We start from the raw sequence: 17256 nt of genomic DNA on the forward strand, positions 1-17256 counted from the left end.
TGTCAAAGCCGATGGCCTATACTATAATAAGCAAAGACATTTAACATTTTAGCGGTTTACAGTCTAAAAGTATGAAGGGGGAACGCAGCATGAGTTTACGCTATTTAACAGCGGGGGAAACGCACGGCCCCCAGCTTACAGCCATTATTGAGGGATTGCCCAGCAATTTGACACTTGATTTCGAAGAGCTTAATTTCCAGCTGCACCGGAGACAGAAGGGCTACGGCCGCGGACGCCGGATGCAGATTGAGAAGGATACCGCCGAGATTGTAGGCGGCGTGCGCCACGGTTCCACAACGGGTGCCCCTGTAGCCCTGGTGGTGGAGAACAAGGACTGGACGCACTGGAAGAACATTATGAACATCGAGCCGATTCCAGGCAGTGATGAGGAGAAGCGCCGGGTCAACCGTCCGCGTCCCGGACATGCCGACCTGAACGGCGGCTTGAAGTATAACCTTACGGATCTGCGCAATGTACTTGAGCGCTCCAGCGCCCGTGAAACGGCTGCCCGGGTTGCAGTAGGCGCAGTAGCCCGCCAGCTGCTGGCGGCATTCGGGGTGAAGATTGCCGGACAAGTGATCCGCATCGGTGAAATCGAAGCACCTGCCAACCAGCTCACGGTAGATGAGTTGATCGTGCAGACCGAAGAGTCCTCTGTGAGAGTCGTCGACAAAGAGACGGAACAGAAGATGGAGGCTTACATAGACAAGATCAAGGAAGAAGGCGACTCCATCGGCGGGATTGTGGAATGTATTGTCGAGGGTCTGCCGGTCGGCCTTGGCAGTCATGTGCAGTCTGACCGCAAGCTCGATGGAGCCATCGCCGGAGCTGTTATGTCGATTAATGCCTTCAAAGGCGTGGAGATCGGCATCGGCTTCGAGGCCGGTAAGCTGCGCGGTTCTCAGGTTCATGACGAGATTATGTATGAAGCCTCACAGGGATACTACCGGGCGAGCAACCGGCTGGGCGGATTTGAAGGCGGTATGACCAACGGGATGCCGGTGGTGGTCCGCGGAGTAATGAAGCCGATTCCGACCCTGTACAAGCCGCTGCAAAGTGTGGATATCGATACGAAAGAACCATTCACTGCCCAGGTGGAGCGTTCGGATGCCTGTGCGGTTCCGGCAGCCTGTGTTGTACTGGAGAATGTGGTGGCCTGGGAGATTGCCAAGGCTTTCCTGGATAAATTCGGCGGCGATTCAATGGAAGAGATCCAAGCCAACTATAATAATTACCTGGCGCAGCTGGAGAGCTATTAAGATGCGCAGCATTACGGTAGCTCTGGGTGAACGCTCTTATCCTATTTATATCGGCAGCGGACTGCTGCAGAATATTGGTGAACGCTGCATAGAAGCCGGTTTCCCGCAGCGCAGTCCGCTGCTGGTTGTCACGGACAGTGAAGTGGCTCCGCGTTATATGGATCAGGTAGAGGCATCCCTGCGCGGCAGCGGATATACGGTGGTCAGCCATGTGATTCAGGCTGGTGAAGCTTCCAAATCTCTGGCCGTCTATGAAGAGGTCATTACGACAGCCATTCAGGGCGGGCTGGACCGCAGCTCTGCAGTGCTGGCGCTTGGCGGGGGGGTTGTAGGGGATCTGGCCGGATTCGTCGCCGCCTCTTATATGCGGGGAATCGGATTCATGCAGATTCCCACCACGATTCTCGCCCACGACAGCAGTGTAGGCGGCAAGGTTGCGGTCAACCATCCGCTGGCCAAGAATATGCTTGGCGCCTTCTACCAGCCGTCCATGGTGCTGTACGATCTGGACACCCTTGCTACACTTCCTCCACGCCAGGTTGCTTCGGGACTGGCTGAGGTTGTGAAGCATGGTCTGATCCTTGACAAAGAGTTCGCCTACTGGTGCCGTGAGCATGCCGGAGAGCTGCTTGCCCTGGACCCGGAGGCTCTGGGTTACGCGCTGGAACGCGGCTGTGCGATCAAGGCTGACGTTGTTTGCAATGATGAGACGGAGCAGGGGCAGCGTGCGATTCTGAACCTGGGACATACCATTGGACATGCCATTGAAGCAGTAGGCGGCTACGGCGTATTTCTTCATGGTGAGGCTATTGCTATTGGAATGGCCGGATCAGCACTGCTGGCCGCGAAGCTGGGCCGGGACAGAGCGATCTATGAAGATACGGTATCTATGCTCACCGCGTTGTCTCTGCCGGTCAGACTTCCGGCGGACTACGGTGAGGATGAGCTGATGGAAGCCATGATGCATGACAAGAAGTTCAAGGAAGGCAGAATGACCTTTATCGTGCCGGACGACATCGGCGCTGTCAGTATTGTGGGCGATGTGCAGGCAAGTGATGTGCGCGGGGTTATCGCCCAGCTCAAGAAGGAGGAAAGCCCATGGTGAACCGGGGGATACGCGGTGCAACAACCGTAACGAAGAATGAGGAAACCGAAATTTTACGCGAGACTGTTGTGCTGCTGAGGGAAATTGTTGAGCGCAACGATGTTATCGCCGAGGATATCTGCAGTGTCTGGATCACAATGACCGCAGACCTGGACGCCACTTTTCCGGCGCGTGCCATCCGTGAGATTGAAGGCTGGGAAATGGTGCCGCTGATGTGTTCGGTGGAGATTCCGGTCAAAGGCAGCCTGCCGCAGTGCATCCGCCTGATGGTTCAGGTGAATACGGATAAATCACAGCGGGACATCCGCCATGTGTATCTGAATGAAGCCCAGCGGCTTCGTCCGGATCTCTCACAGGGCAAGTAATAAATTACATATGCGGGGTTGTCATGAACTGCCGTCATCATGTATAGTGTAGTTAGCCGAGTGAAGCAGAGTATAGTTTAGTTTAGATGAGTATAGTTGAGCAGAGTGCAGGACTTTTTTTGAAGAGCAGACCATTGATTATCAGCATTCTTTTTTTGGCATACCGTATAGAGTTTGTGCAGCAGCTGCCCATACGCTATAAGTGTATCCTCTGAGGGGATGATCTGTACTCGATTTGGTTTTTGCCGGTCCCAGGCGCTTATTCACATACTTGCTAACACAAACCTCTACTCCGGTAGAGGTTTTTCTGTATTTCGGACATTACCTATAGAATCCCAGGAGGTTAGCCAAGTGACGAATCCGAGCATTGAAGAAGTAGTGTCGCTGTCGCGGAAGTATAATCTGATCCCGGTAGTGAAAAGGCTGCTGGCCGATATGGAAACACCCATCCGCTTGTTCCAGCGTTTTGCGGAGCAGGATCGTGCATTCCTGCTGGAGAGTGTAGAGGGCGGCAGTCAATGGGCACGTTATTCCTTTATCGGCAGTGATCCGTTCCTGATGATTTCAGGCAAAAAAGGCCTGATTCACGTTGAAGTGGGCGGTGAAAAAAAACAGCTGCCCGGCAAACCTGTCGAGGAGCTTAAGGCGCTGCTGCGCTCCTACCGCAGTCCCAAGCTGGACGGGATGCCGCCGTTTACGGGCGGTGCTATCGGATTCTTCGGGTATGATCTGCTGCAGTATTACGAGAAGCTGTCCGCGCATGCCGTAGATGATCTGAATATGGATGATATCCGCTTCATGTTCTGTGACCGCATCATCGTCTTCGATCATGTGAAGCAGCAGATTCTGCTGGTAGGCAATCTGCACATCAAGGATGGCAATACCGATTCCGAGATTCGCGCAGGTTACGAGGAACTAAGCCGCCGCCTGGAGAATATGGCTGAAGAGCTGCAAAAGGAAGGACCGAAGGAGAACGTCAACCGCCGCAGCATCCCTCAGGACATTGAGCTGGGTGAGATTCACTCCAACCTGACCAAGGAACAATACATCAGCAACGTGGAGCAGGCCAAAGAGTACATCCGCGCCGGTGATATCTTCCAGGTGGTGCTGTCCCAGCGGCTGCATATAGAAACCGAGGTGTCTCCACTGCATGTGTACCGGATGCTGCGGACGCTGAACCCTTCACCTTATATGTATTATCTGAAAATGGACGAAGAGATCATTGTAGGCACTTCACCGGAAGCGCTGGTTAAGGTGGATAGCAGCGGAAGGGTTGAGACCCGCCCGATTGCCGGAACCCGGCCGCGCGGGGAGACCGAGGCGCAGGACCGCCAGCTCGCCGCTGAACTGCTGGAGGATGAGAAGGAACGCGCAGAGCATCTGATGCTAGTGGATCTGGGCCGTAATGACCTGGGCCGTGTGTCGAAGTTCGGCACGGTGAAATGCGACTCGTTCATGGAGATCGAGAAATACTCGCATGTGATGCATATCGTCTCGAACGTGTCCGGGACGCTGGCCGACGATAAAGATTTCTTCGATGCCTTCCTCTCCTGCCTCCCGGCAGGGACTGTATCGGGGGCACCGAAGCTGCGGGCGATGGAGATCATTGCCGAAATGGAAAAGGAAGCACGCGGTGCTTATGCCGGCGCCATCGGTTATCTCGGCTTCTCCGGGAATATGGATTCCTGCATAACCATTCGCACAATTATTTTCCGCAAAGGCCGGGCTTATGTGCAGGCTGGAGCGGGAATTGTCTGGGACTCGGTTCCGGAGAAGGAATATGAAGAGACTCTCAACAAGGCCAAGGGCATGCTGAAGGCGATCCGGATGGCCGAAGCCATGTTCCCCGCGGAGGTTAAGGAGAAGCAGGTTATCAATCAGGACTATATGTACGAATATACCCCGTGAGCCGGGGATAAGCAGAGATGAGCTAAGACGAGCAGAGAATGCTCCATACTATTTTTGGCGTATGCTTCCGGAGCCGGTTTGTAAGAAGCTGATTCAGGAAGTCCGCCTACAAAACTCTTAGGAGGGAATCAATATGGAAGCAAGCCAGTTAATACAATCAGGAATTGCCGGATTAATCGAAGGAAAGGATCTTACCCGCACCCAGGCACGGGAGGTAATGGGGATTATTATGGAGGGGGCGGCAACACATGCGCAGATCGGAGCACTGCTCACGGCGCTGCGTATCAAGGGTGAAACAGTAGAGGAAATCACCGGGTTCGCGGAAGCGATGCGCGGTTTCGGGACTCCGGTACTTACGGAACGTAGCCAGCTGCTCGATACCTGCGGCACCGGAGGCTCCGGTATCCATAAATTTAATATCTCCACCGCCTCGGCAATCATCTCCTCAGCCGCCTCTGTAAGAGTTGCGAAGCACGGCAACCGTTCGGCTTCCGGCAGAGCGGGCAGCGCCGATGTACTGGAGGCTCTCGGCGTCAATATTCATCTGAATGCGGAGCAGGCCCGGCAATGTCTGGACAGCATAGGGATCTGCTTCCTGTTCGCACAAATCTACCATCCGTCAATGAAGCATGCTGCTGCTCCCCGCCGTGAGCTGGGTGTGCGTACTGTATTCAATATGCTTGGCCCGCTGACGAATCCGGCAGGAGCTGACCGGCAGCTCATGGGCATCTATGACCGCAACAAAACGGAGACTGTGGCCAAAGTACTGGGCGAGCTGGGCTCCAAGCGGGCAATGATTGTCAGCAGTCTGGACGGTCTGGATGAAATCAGCATTTCGGCGCCGACCCAGGTCTCCGAGCTGAGAAATGGTGTGGTCACAACCTACGAGGTTACACCGCAGGAGCTCGGGCTGAGCCAGCATCCGCTGGAGGATGTGCTCGGAGGTGATGCGGCCGAGAATGCGGCAATTATCACTACAGTGCTGGAAGGACAAATCAATCCATACCGTGATATCGTATTAGCGAATGCAGGGGCATGCATCTATGTTGCCGGTCTTGCAGATACACTGCGGGAAGGCGTAGACCGGGCAAGAGAGGTAGTGGATTCAGGAGCAGCACTGCGCAAGCTGGAACAGTTAAAAGCCATGACGAAGGAGCTTGATTATGTATCTTGACCGGATTGTTGCCACCAAAGTGAAAGAGGTTGAGGCGTTAAATAAGACATTTTCATTGGAAGAGGCTGAACGGGCTATCGCTGCTCTGCCTGCAACGAGAGGGTTCCGCGCTGCGCTGACCGGACGGCGGAACCGGGACATGGGGCTGATCGCCGAGGTGAAGAAGGCTTCGCCTTCCAAAGGCCTGATCCGTGCCGATTTTGATCCGGTTGCGATTGCTAAAGGCTATGCAGCAGGAGGCGCGGACTGCCTGTCTGTGCTTACGGACCGGGAATATTTTCAGGGCAGCGGATCGTATCTGCAGCAGGTAAGGGAAGCGGTGGAGCTTCCTCTGCTGCGCAAAGACTTCATCATTGATGAGAAGCAGATCTACGAAGCGCGCCTGCTGGGAGCAGATGCTATTCTGCTCATTGCCGCTATTCTGACATCTGAACAGCTGAGCGCATTCACCGATACCGCTGCAGCGCTTGGCCTGGATATCCTGATTGAAGTGCATGACCGTGCTGAACTGGAAATGGTGCTGGCCACAGGCAAGGCTGTTCATCCCGGCGTGCTGCTTGGCATCAACAACCGGAATCTGAAGACCTTTGAGACCGCGCTTTCTGCCACAGCCGAGCTTGCGGCACTGCTTCCGGAGGGACTGCCGGTCATCAGTGAGAGCGGGATTACCGGTCCGGAGGACATCGCATTCTTAAGCAAGACCCGGGCTACCGGCGTGCTGGTAGGAGAATATCTGATGCGCCAGCCGGATGTAGAGCAGGCTGTCCATCAGCTGCTCGGACCGCTTCCCGCAGGGAAGGACCGTGCGCTGCATGGCTGATACACTCGTAAAAATCTGTGGACTTCAGGACGTTGAAGTGCTAAAATCTATGAAGAGTTTGCCTCTGGATTATATCGGATTGGTATTTGCCCCGAGCCGCCGCAGAGTGACTGCTGAAGCTGCTGCCGAGCTTGTTGCAGAGCTGAAGGAGTGGGAGACTGGGACAGCACCCCGCGTTGCGGGAGTCTTCGTCGATCCGCAGCTTACAGAGCTGACAGAGCTGCTCAGAACAGTACCGCTGGACGTCGTGCAGCTGCATGGGCAAGAGAGCCCGCTGTTCTGCAGCGGGGTCAAGCAGGCTTTTCCGCAGATTCAAGTATGGAAGGCACTTTCTGTAGCAGGCCATGCCCCTGAAGCAGGAATAGACATTCGTGCTCTCCTGGAGAGCTACGCCGGCACAATCGATGCGCTGCTCCTGGATACCTATGATCCGCAGGGCAGCGGAGGCTCCGGACGTACGTTTGACTGGGAACAGATTCCGCTCTACCAGCAAGCGGCTGCGGACTATGCGCTGCCTTTATTTATAGCCGGAGGACTGAATCCGGACAACGTGAATGAGCTGCTGGACGGCTACGCTCCATATGGCGTGGATGTATCCAGCGGAGTGGAAAGTAACGGCCTTAAGGATATCGCAAAAATGACAGCTTTCGTGGAAAGGGTGAAGCAATCATGATACAAGTACCGGACAAGAACGGACGTTTTGGTTCTTTTGGAGGCCGCTTCGTTCCTGAAACCTTGATGAATGCACTGATTGAGCTGGAGGAGGCCTACCGTAAATTCTCGGCAGACCCGGCTTTTCAGGAGGAAATAGATTACCTGCTTAAGCAGTATTCCGGACGCGAGACCCCGCTGTATTATGCGGAGCGGCTAAGCAAGCATCTGGGAGAAGCCAAGATCTATCTGAAGCGTGAGGACCTGAATCATACAGGTGCGCACAAGATCAACAACGCTATCGGACAAGGCATTCTGGCCAAAATGATGGGTAAAACCAAGGTGATTGCCGAAACAGGAGCCGGCCAGCACGGCGTGGCTACCGCTACAGTTGCAGCCTTGCTTGGTATGGAATGCAAGGTATTCATGGGCGAAGAGGATACCCGCCGCCAGGCACTGAACGTCTTCCGTATGAAGCTGCTTGGTGCAGAGGTGATTCCTGTAACCTCCGGGTCAAGAACCCTGAAGGACGCCGGTAATGAGGCACTGCGCTACTGGGTGAGCAACGTTGAGGATACCTTCTATATTCTTGGCTCTGCGGTAGGCCCGCATCCCTATCCGATGATGGTCCGTAATTTCCAGCGGATTATCGGGGATGAGACCCGCCGCCAGATTCTGGAGGCTGAAGGACGCTTGCCGGATCTGCTGGTTGCCGCGGTAGGCGGAGGCAGTAATGCCATCGGCATGTTCTATCCTTTTATGGAGGATGAGCAGGTTGGTATGATTGGTGTTGAAGCTGCCGGTAAGGGAATTGATACTCCGTTCCATGCAGCAACTATGAGTAAGGGGAGTCATGGCGTCTTCCAGGGATCGCTCAGCTACCTGCTGCAGGATGAGCACGGACAGGTGACCGAAGCCCATTCCATATCGGCCGGACTGGATTATCCAGGTGTCGGCCCCGAGCACTCCTATCTCAAGGATATTCACCGCGCACAGTATGTGCCGGTTACGGATGACGAGGCGCTGGATGCGCTGAAGCTGCTCTGTCAGACAGAAGGCATCATCCCTGCCCTCGAATCTGCCCATGCGATTGCCCATGTGGTGAAGCTCGGCAAGACACTGACCAAGGATGATATTGTAGTCATCTGCCTGTCCGGACGCGGCGACAAAGACGTGGAATCGATCATGGCGTATACGGAAGGGGCGGGGAAATAATGACTACCGAAACTACAAACCGGATGGATCTGACCTTCAAAAAGCTGCGGGCAGAGGGCCGGGCAGCCCTGATTCCTTTTCTTACCGTAGGCGATCCTGATCTTGAGACTACGCTGGATATTATCGCTGAGCTGGAGGCGGCCGGTGCGGACATTCTGGAGCTCGGAGTTCCCTATTCCGACCCGTTAGCCGACGGTCCGGTCATTCAGCGGGCTTCCTCCAGAGCCCTGCGCAGCAACATTCATCTCCGCACCTGCATGGAGACAGCCCTTAAGGCACGTCAGGCCGGCAGCCAGCTGCCCTTCATCCTGTTCACCTACTATAATCCGGTGATGCAGATGGGACTGGATACCTTCTTCGCCGAGCTGGATGCCCATGAAATCAGCGGGCTGATTATTCCCGATCTGCCTGTTGAAGAGTCGGAGGACATGCGTGAGCGCAGCCGTGCAGCCGGAGTGAATCTGATTCCGCTGGTAGCCCCGACTTCCAGTGAGCGGATTGCACGGATTGTTTCCGGCGCCAGCGGGTTCGTCTACTGCGTATCTTCGCTTGGTGTAACCGGAGAACGTTCTACCTTTCATACCGGGGTGGATGACTTCATTCAGTCCGTCCGCCGCTCTACAGACCTGCCGATCGCTGTAGGATTCGGGATTTCCACTGGAGAACAGGTGTCCCGGTTTGCGAAGATTTGCGATGGTGTAGTCGTCGGCAGTGCCATTGTCCGCAAGGTGGAGGATGTTATTCCTCTGCTGGCCCAGCCGGAGACAAGAAGTGCCGGACTGTTGCAAATTCGTGAATTTGTGGCACAATTAAGACCATAACGGTCTGCATACTGACCTGATACTAGCCAATTACTTCTAGAGAGCGAGGATGGGCCATGAACCCGAAACCTAATATCGTCGACCTCCCTGTCTACAAGCCGGGGAAACCGATCGAAGAAGTCAAGAAGGAACTGGGCTTAAGCGATGTTATTAAGCTGGCATCCAACGAGAACCCTTACGGGGCAGCACCAAGCGCAAAAGCCGCTATTGTAGCGGAACTGGATAATCTGTATTTATACCCGGACGGTTCCGCTGCCGAGCTGACTGCAGCATTGGCCGAGCATCTGGGAGTAGCAAGTGACAACATTATTTTCGGCTGCGGGTCTGACGAGATTATTGCTCTGATCGCGCGTGCATTTTTCCTGCCCGGTGACGAGACCATAATGGCGGACCAGACCTTCTCCGTCTATAAGAGCAACGCTGATATAGAAGGTGCTGTATCTATTGAAGTGCCCTTGAAGAATGGTACCCATGATCTGGATGCCATGCTGGCGAAGATTACGGACCGTACCAAGGCAATCTGGATCTGCAATCCGAACAATCCGACCGGAACCATTGTGCCGGAGGATGCCCTGATTACTTTCCTGGATGCAGTTCCGGCTGGAGTTATGGTTATACTGGATGAGGCATATTTCGAATACGTGACCGATCTGAGTTACTCTGACGGGATTAAACTTCTGGATACTTATCCCAATCTCGTTGTACTCCGCACGTTCTCCAAGATCTACGGTCTTGCAGCACTCCGCATCGGTTACGGCGTGGCCAGCCCGCAGATTATCTCCTTGATCAATAAAGTGCGGGAACCGTTCAATACCACCCGCTTAGCCCAGGTAGGGGCGCTGGCTGCATTGGCTGATCAGCAATATGTCCAGCAGTGCCGGTCGCTTAACAGTGCGGGTATTGTCCAGCTGCAGGCTGAATTCCAGCGCCTAGGCCTTGAGTCCTTCCCGGCACACGGCAATTTCATCATGGTGGATGTGCGCAAGCCGGCCTTTGAGGTCTTCGATGCCCTGCTGCGGCAAGGTATTATCGTGAGAGCAGGCCACCACCGCTACCCTACCTACATCCGGGTTACTGTCGGCTCTGCCGAGCAGAATACGGCCTTCATCGCTGCTTTGGAGAAGGCGCTTGAAGAACAGGGAGTACGCGCATAACCTATATCAGAAGAAGTAGGATTGACGATATCACAGAAGGCAGGTAGTTCTAAGAACATGACGACAAAAATAGCAATTTTCGGTGTCGGTCTGATCGGCGGCTCACTGGCCCTTTGCTTCAAAGGCAAGGAGGGCCTGACCGTAGTAGGGCATGCCCACCGTCCTGAATCAGCAATCAAATATGTCAGCAGAGGTGTAGTCGACGAGGCTACCCTATCGCTTGAAGAAGCGGCGCTTGGCGCCGATTATATTTTTCTGTGTGTGCCTGTTGGCATGATAGAGGATTATCTTCAGCAGCTAAGCCGCCTGCCGCTGAAGCCGGGCTGTATTATCACCGACGTCGGCAGCACCAAGGCCAGCATAGCCGCCTGCGCAGTTTCCCTTGACCTTCCCGGTGTGCATTTCATCGGCGGCCATCCCATGGCCGGCTCGGAACGCTCGGGTGTAGAGGCAGCCTCCTCCTTGCTGTTCGAGAATGCCTATTACGTGCTGACGCCTCCGCCCGGAGTTCCGGAGGAAGCTTATCATGCACTGGAATCCTTGCTTCTACATACCAGAGCGCATATTGTCCGGCTTGACCCGGAGCGCCATGATGAGATTGTCGGAGCGATCAGCCACCTGCCGCATATTATTGCGGTGGCGCTGGTCAATCAGATTCATGCTTACCATGATTCAGACTCTTTGTACAGCACACTTGCGGCAGGCGGCTTCCGGGATATTACGCGGATTGCCTCAAGTGATCCGATCATCTGGCGCGATATCCTGCTGAATAACCGCTCGGTTATGCTGCGTCTGCTCAAAGACTGGAATGACGAGGTTTCTTCATTCATTCATTTGCTGGAGCAGGGCGATGGTGCGGGGATCGAGTCGGCCTTCCATGAGGCGAATGAATTCCGCAGCCAGCTGCCTGAACGCCGCAAAGGAATGATTGTCCCGTTGTTCGACCTTCATATTGATGTTCCCGATCATCCCGGGATTATCGGACGCATCACCACAGAGCTTGGCGACCAGGGCATCAACCTTAGCAACGTGCAGATTATTGAGAGCCGGGAGGATGTACCCGGGATCATGCGCCTGTCGTTCCGCCAGGAGCATGATATGGAGCGGGCTAAGGTTGTATTGCAGCAGAATGATTATACGGTATATGTATAGCGAAGAGCCGGGGCATGATGCCCCGGCTTTTTCTTAGTACGCCCAGCATGGGCGTCATCTTTAGGGTGAAAGTCCCGAACGGGGGCTGGCGAGCGCCTACCGTTAGCCAAGGGCAAGGGTGTCCACCGTGAGGTGGAATCTGAAGGAAGCCGGAGGCAAAAGCACGGGCCAAGGTACACGAACTGGATTTGAGGCTGTGTCAGTCGGATGAGTCACCTAAACATGACGAAATCCAAAGCCGCCAAGGGCTGGCGCGGTATACTCCAGTGGTCGCGGGCAGACAGATGACGTTCTTATCTGGGGAGACCTGTCAGATAAGCAAGAAAAAAAACTTGTAACCGTAGCTGAGAGGCTGCGCTGAACTGGCAGGAGTCAGCAGAAGCCATAGTACGTAAGCTGTTGCAACAATTTACGGAAGGGCTGAACCGAAAGGAGAGAGGAAAGCGATGCGTTCGCATGAAGAGCAACGACAGCAGAATATCTCGCAAGGGAGCTTGCGGCAAAGAGAAGCGGTGAAGCCGTCAGGGTATGCCGGAGCGCCGAGTTCTTCGTCGGCACAAGTCGTCCCTTCCTCTCGCGAAGACCAGAACAACTTGCTGGAGCAAATGCTCAAAGGAGATAACCTTCGACTCGCTTACAAACGAGTGGTGCAAAATGGAGGAGCGCCCGGTGTGGACGGTGTAACGGTAGCGAATCTACAAGTTTACCTGAATACGCACTGGACATCGGTGAAAACTGAACTTCTGACGGGAACTTACAGACCTGCGCCAGTCAAACGGGTGGAAATCCCCAAACCTGGAGGCGGTGTACGGCAGCTAGGCATCCCGACTGTGATGGACCGTTTCCTCCAGCAAGCACTTTTACAAGTCATGAACCCGATCTTTGACGCACAATTCTCGTGGTACAGCTACGGCTTTCGGCCGGGGAAGAGCGCGCATGACGCCGTTAAACAAGCCCAAAGATATATCCAAGGCGGCCTCAGATGGGTCGTGGATTTGGATCTGGAGAAATTCTTTGACAAGGTAAACCACGACATGCTAATGGCAAGAGTGGCGCGGAAAGTGGAGGACAAAAGAGTGCTGACGCTAATCCGTGCTTACTTAAACGCCGGAGTTATGGTGGATGGAAAATGGGAGCGTAGCCGGGAGGGAACGCCACAAGGCGGTCCGCTTAGTCCGCTTCTAGCAAACATTCTATTGGATGATCTGGACAAGGAACTGACCGGGCGAGGTTTGCGATTCGTACGCTACGCGGACGACTGTAATATCTTTGTGGCGAGTAAACGAGCAGGCGAGCGTGTCATGGAATCGGTAAGTCGGTTTGTAGAAGGAAAGCTAAAACTGAAAGTAAACGGGGAGAAAAGTGCGGTAGCGAGACCTTGGCACCGAAAGTTCTTAGGATTCAGTTTCCTGAGCCAGAAACAGGCAACGATTCGGATTGCTCCGAAGAGTCTCGCAGCTTTTAAAGGGAGAATTCGAGAGCTAACGAAACGTACCTGGTCCATTTCCATGGAAGAAAGGATTTACCGACTGAACCGCTATCTGATGGGTTGGCTCGGTTATTTCCGTCTAGCCTCGGCGAAGACACACTTCCAAACACTGGACCAGTGGATTCGGAGGAGACTTCGAATGTGTCTGTGGAAACAGTGGAAACGAGTACGTACACGAATCCGCGAGCTTCGAGCACTCGGGGTTCCAAAGTGGGCTTGTTTTAAGATGGCCAACTCGCGGCGAGGCGCGTGGGAAATGTCCCGGAACACGAATAACGCCCTTTCGACTTCCTATTGGGAAGCAAAAGGGCTGAAGAGTTTACTTTCACGCTATCTGGAACTTTGTTAACCTTTTGGAACCGCCGTATGCGGACCCGCATGTACGGTGGTGTGAGAGGACGGGGGCTTGCCGCCCCCTCCTACTCGATATCTAAGAATTTATTTGCTCTGCATGATTACTAGTCCTTCTATTTTTCGCTGAAACGCACTGTGCAGCCATCAGCCTGTAAAATACCCAATTGTTCGTAAAAATGGACAAAAAAAAGACCGCTTACATAATAAGCGGTTACAGTTCACAATGAATTGGAACCGTGCAGTGTTTGGATAGGAGTGGAGAGAAACCATACTGTACTTTTATTATATGTATACGGTTACATTCTGTCAACCCCTTTATCAAACTTAAATAATACCGCTTTCAATATTCGACTTCCCGCTGAATCTAAAAGTCTATTAATGTCATCCTGTTAGAATGTATGCTATACTGGGTTAAGTATGTTTATAGATTTCTTCCAAGTATAGGGAGCCATATGCCTATCTGAACAGTAATAGAAATTTGTAAAGATGCGAATTTCTTTCTGTATTTACATACAGTATGCCTTAATTAACGGCTGGTTGAATATACATAGGAAGTATTTCATTTAATCGTGCAAATTTGTAGCAATGCCGCAACTTTTTCTTACCTGACCGGTATAAATAGATACGGACCGGACGGGATTACACGTGCAAGGGCGAGGAGGGCCGAACTCACCATGACGGATTCCCAGTTGATCCAGCTTATTAAGCAAGGAGATACAGAATTATACTCGGAATTGATGCGACGTTATCAACGCAAGATACTGGCGTTCGTGTATCACATGCTTAAGAATTCCCATATGGAGCTGATTGCCGAAGACCTCTGTTCTGAGACCTTCTACAAGGCTTTCCGGAGTCTTCATTCGTTCCGTGAAGTGGATGCTTCTTTTTCTACATGGCTGTACACTATCGCCCGTAATACGGTGCTTAGTGAGCTGCGCAAGAACCGTGCCGGAAATGTATCGCTTGAAGAGAGCGGTTATACTCCTGTGGCACCGCTTGACGTTGCCCCGGAACAGGCGGCATTACGTAAGGAACGGATGAATCTGGTCCGTGAAGCAATTAACAATCTCCCGGAGAAGCAGCGTTCTGCGCTCATTCTGCGTGAATATGATCAGATGGATTATCAGGAAATTGCAGTGATTCTGGATCAGAGTGTCAGCTCCGTGAAATCACTATTGTTCCGCGCCAGGAGCAGTGTGAAGCTTCAGCTCGAATCCTATTTCTATGAGCCTGAATTTGATGAGCAGGCTGAGAGGGTGTAAGGCCAATGAATTGCAGGGAAGCGCAGGATTCCATTCCGCTCTTGTGGGACGCTCCCCCCACGGATCCCAGACGGATTAGGCTGGAGAAACATATCGCGACTTGTTCCTATTGCAGTGCCGAATGGGCGTTGTGGCAGGAGACAAGTGAGCTTATGCAGGACTCAAGATTTGAAGTCAGTGATGAACGCGCAGAAGCGATTAACCTCAAGGTTATGGAGCGGATCTATCTGGAAAGCCCCTGGCTTATGCCCGGAGACGGTAAATCTGCGGGCAGCTCCGCTGTTTTCCGCCGCCGTCTGAGCCTATGGATCGCCTGTTTTCTGGCTGTGTTCATCTCCAGCTTTTTATATTTCACCATGTTCAAAACACCCTCGAATACTACTGCGGCCCAGAGCGGGATTGTAGAAACAGGTGTGGCAGGACTGACACTGGATTGGTCATCTTCTTATCCGGTCGAGTCAGAGGGCGGTATTATTGAACCGCTTGTAGCCAATATGGGCCCTTCCCACCCGCAATACTGGATGGTGTTGTCGACGCTTGGCGTCGGGTTGTCTATATTCCTGTTGGTACGCCTGAACCGTTACCGCAGACAATGAAAGCCCCTTTACTTAAATAGTGAAGAGGGCTTTTTCGTATCCGGATATTAGCTTTAAGTGAGGAATAGACCTGTAATTTTGTTAAAAAAGAAGACATTTGTTTTCATTCGTGTTACATTATTAAGCAAACATAAATGGAAGGGAAAGGTGATAGGCAATGCTGATCGGCTTAATACGCCATGGGCTGACGGATTGGAACGCGGAAGGTAAGATTCAGGGACAAAGTGACATTCCGCTTAACGACGAAGGCCGCAGGCAGGCTGAGATGCTGGGTGACCGGCTTCTGCAGGAGCCCTACCACTGGGACTATTGCATTACGAGCAGTCTTTCCCGCGCAGCTGAGACAGGAAGGATCGTTGCCGCTAAGCTTGGAATTCCTTTACTGGAACCGGATCATCGAATCCGCGAGCGCGCTTATGGCCAGGTAGAAGGCATGACGGCTGCAGCCCGCGAAGCTAAATGGGGCAAGGATTGGAATCAGTTAACACTGGGGCAGGAGAGCGATGCGGCGCTTCAGGTCCGCGGGCTTGCTTTTCTTGAGGATCTCTCAGCCCGTTATCCGGATCAGAATGTACTGGTCATCTCCCATGGAGGGTTTCTTGCACAGCTGTATACCGCGCTATACAAAGACAAGTATTCAGAACGGCTCGGCAACCTCTCCCTGACGATTTTGGAGAAAAATGAGCAGGAATGGAATCCGTTATTGTACAACTGTACCCGTCATATCTTGCAGAATCAGCGTTAACCCGACCCTTCGGGTTATTTTTTTTGCGTAATAAGGAATAAAAAGGGCTGTATTTCCCATAATGGTAGTAAAACGGTGAGGCGATAAAAGATGAATCTGGCGGATATGCTCACTTACGCAGACATTGGTCAGCTTACCGCCATTGCGGGACGCTATGAATGTGAGTGCAAACGGAATTCCAAACATGATTTGATTCAGAGTATTCTCATTACCTTGGGCAGCCGTGAGTTTATGGAGTCTCATATCCGGGGGTGTACCCCGGAGGAACTGCGGTTCCTGAACACTTTGCTTTTTGATGAGCGCAGCCATTTCAGTCTGGAAGATCTTCTTGCCGCCGCAAGGCAGGCATGTTTTGACACACCCTCCGGTAAAAGCGGCAGCTACCGCGATATGGTCAGCAGGTTCAAAAACGGCGGCTGGCTCTTTACCGGTGCATCGCAGCAGAGCAGGTATCTGTTTCAGGTCCCGCTGGATCTGAAGAACCGCTTCCGCGACAGGATGGGGGAGCACCTGAAGGAAGGGATTACTCCCAGTCCTGAACCGGCAATGTACCGGGGCGAGGGCGATCTGCTGGCGGGTGATCTGCTGCTCTTCCTGCGCTATGTGAAGGAGAACGAGCCTGAACTTGGCCAGGAGGGGGCGCTGTATAAACGCAATCAGCAGGGAGTGATGAATGCCTTGCAAATTGCTGAGCCCCTGCTGGGCAAAGGCGGGTGGAGATTCGGCTACGGCAGGGCCTGTGAGCATTATCCGCCGAGATTTGCCCTGCTGTATGATTATGCCCGCCACCGCCGCTGGATCTCGGAGGAGGGCTACCGACTGAAGCTCACAGCCATAGGGGAACAATTCCTGGAGGAAGGGAAATCGGAAAAGCTGATGCAGTTATTCTCCTTTTGGTTAAGACTGTATAAAGGCGCAATTCCAAACCTGCCGTCGCTAGTCTATTGGATCAGTCTTAGTGCAGGCAGATGGGTTACAGTGGCTTCGCTATCCGAAGGGCTGGGCTGGCTGATTAAGCCGTTCTATTATGATGACGCCGGCGCCATACTCGAACAGCGTATTCTGCGGATGATGCTGCATCTGGGCATGATCAGACTCGGAGAAGGTGCCGAAGGACCGGTGGTCATGATGACGCCCTGGGGAATTGAAGCGGCCGTACCGAAGCTGCTGCTCAAGTAAGGGGGAG

16 protein-coding genes and 1 pseudogene are annotated in these 17256 nt (G+C 53.2%); all 17 read left to right on the plus strand.

Annotation, left to right across the window (positions count from 1 at the left end; translation table 11 throughout):
• Positions 1-89: 89 nt before the first annotated feature.
• The 17 genes and pseudogenes from aroC to NYE33_RS17715 all read left to right on the plus strand — a co-directional run bounded on the left by aroC (position 90) and on the right by NYE33_RS17715 (position 17249).
• A complete protein-coding gene (gene aroC / locus NYE33_RS17640; RefSeq protein ID WP_039301829.1) occupies positions 90-1259 on the plus strand; it encodes a chorismate synthase in 1170 nt (389 codons plus the stop codon).
• 1 nt (position 1260) lies between these two features.
• Positions 1261-2364, plus strand: a complete 1104-nt coding sequence (gene aroB / locus NYE33_RS17645) for a 3-dehydroquinate synthase (protein ID WP_341066805.1) — start codon at positions 1261-1263, stop codon at positions 2362-2364.
• The gene (gene aroH / locus NYE33_RS17650) at positions 2358-2729 is read left to right on the plus strand and encodes a chorismate mutase (RefSeq protein WP_042138621.1); all 372 of its coding nucleotides are present in this window, start codon (positions 2358-2360) and stop codon (positions 2727-2729) included. The genes aroB and aroH overlap by 7 nt, the downstream gene beginning before the upstream one ends.
• 351 nt (positions 2730-3080) lie before the next feature.
• Positions 3081-4637 (plus strand): anthranilate synthase component I, encoded by a 1557-nt coding sequence (gene trpE, locus NYE33_RS17655; protein ID WP_341066807.1) that lies wholly within the window; start codon positions 3081-3083, stop codon positions 4635-4637.
• A 133-nt stretch (positions 4638-4770) separates the two neighbouring features.
• Entirely contained in the window at positions 4771-5811 is a 1041-nt protein-coding gene (gene trpD / locus NYE33_RS17660; protein ID WP_042138619.1) for an anthranilate phosphoribosyltransferase, read from the plus strand.
• The gene (gene trpC, locus NYE33_RS17665) at positions 5801-6631 is read left to right on the plus strand and encodes an indole-3-glycerol phosphate synthase TrpC (RefSeq protein ID WP_076243343.1); all 831 of its coding nucleotides are present in this window, start codon (positions 5801-5803) and stop codon (positions 6629-6631) included. The genes trpD and trpC overlap by 11 nt, the downstream gene beginning before the upstream one ends.
• On the plus strand, positions 6624-7304 hold the full coding sequence (locus NYE33_RS17670; protein ID WP_076243342.1) for a phosphoribosylanthranilate isomerase: 681 nt from the start codon (positions 6624-6626) through the stop codon (positions 7302-7304). Before trpC ends, NYE33_RS17670 begins: the two co-directional genes overlap by 8 nt.
• A complete protein-coding gene (gene trpB, locus NYE33_RS17675; protein ID WP_039301842.1) occupies positions 7301-8497 on the plus strand; it encodes a tryptophan synthase subunit beta in 1197 nt (398 codons plus the stop codon). The genes NYE33_RS17670 and trpB overlap by 4 nt, the downstream gene beginning before the upstream one ends.
• Entirely contained in the window at positions 8497-9318 is an 822-nt protein-coding gene (gene trpA, locus NYE33_RS17680; protein ID WP_039301845.1) for a tryptophan synthase subunit alpha, read from the plus strand. Before trpB ends, trpA begins: the two co-directional genes overlap by 1 nt.
• Positions 9319-9374: 56 nt before the next feature.
• On the plus strand, positions 9375-10472 hold the full coding sequence (gene hisC, locus NYE33_RS17685; protein ID WP_341066810.1) for a histidinol-phosphate transaminase: 1098 nt from the start codon (positions 9375-9377) through the stop codon (positions 10470-10472).
• 57 nt (positions 10473-10529) lie between these two features.
• Positions 10530-11624 carry a prephenate dehydrogenase gene (locus NYE33_RS17690; protein WP_039301851.1) on the plus strand — a complete coding sequence of 365 codons (1095 nt, stop codon included), beginning with the start codon at positions 10530-10532 and terminating at the stop codon, positions 11622-11624.
• Between the two features lie 446 nt (positions 11625-12070).
• Entirely contained in the window at positions 12071-13462 is a 1392-nt protein-coding gene (ltrA, locus tag NYE33_RS17695) for a group II intron reverse transcriptase/maturase (RefSeq protein ID WP_081969805.1), read from the plus strand.
• A 679-nt stretch (positions 13463-14141) separates the two neighbouring features.
• Positions 14142-14729 carry an RNA polymerase sigma factor gene (locus tag NYE33_RS17700; RefSeq protein WP_039309865.1) on the plus strand — a complete coding sequence of 196 codons (588 nt, stop codon included), beginning with the start codon at positions 14142-14144 and terminating at the stop codon, positions 14727-14729.
• Between the two features lie 5 nt (positions 14730-14734).
• Positions 14735-14830: pseudogene (locus NYE33_RS36545) on the plus strand (anti-sigma factor family protein); the annotation flags it as partial.
• A 51-nt stretch (positions 14831-14881) separates the two neighbouring features.
• Positions 14882-15325: a hypothetical protein gene (locus NYE33_RS17705; RefSeq protein ID WP_052416585.1), complete on the plus strand. Its 444-nt coding sequence runs from the start codon at positions 14882-14884 to the stop codon at positions 15323-15325.
• Between the two features lie 157 nt (positions 15326-15482).
• The gene (locus NYE33_RS17710; RefSeq protein ID WP_076243341.1) at positions 15483-16070 is read left to right on the plus strand and encodes a histidine phosphatase family protein; all 588 of its coding nucleotides are present in this window, start codon (positions 15483-15485) and stop codon (positions 16068-16070) included.
• A gap of 90 nt (positions 16071-16160) precedes the next feature.
• A complete protein-coding gene (locus NYE33_RS17715) occupies positions 16161-17249 on the plus strand; it encodes a hypothetical protein (RefSeq protein ID WP_076243340.1) in 1089 nt (362 codons plus the stop codon).
• Positions 17250-17256 lie beyond the last annotated feature (7 nt).

Origin of the sequence: Paenibacillus sp. FSL R10-2199 (assembly GCF_038000235.1) — a bacterium.
Taxonomy (GTDB): Bacteria; Bacillota; Bacilli; order Paenibacillales; family Paenibacillaceae; genus Paenibacillus_AQ; species Paenibacillus_AQ phytohabitans.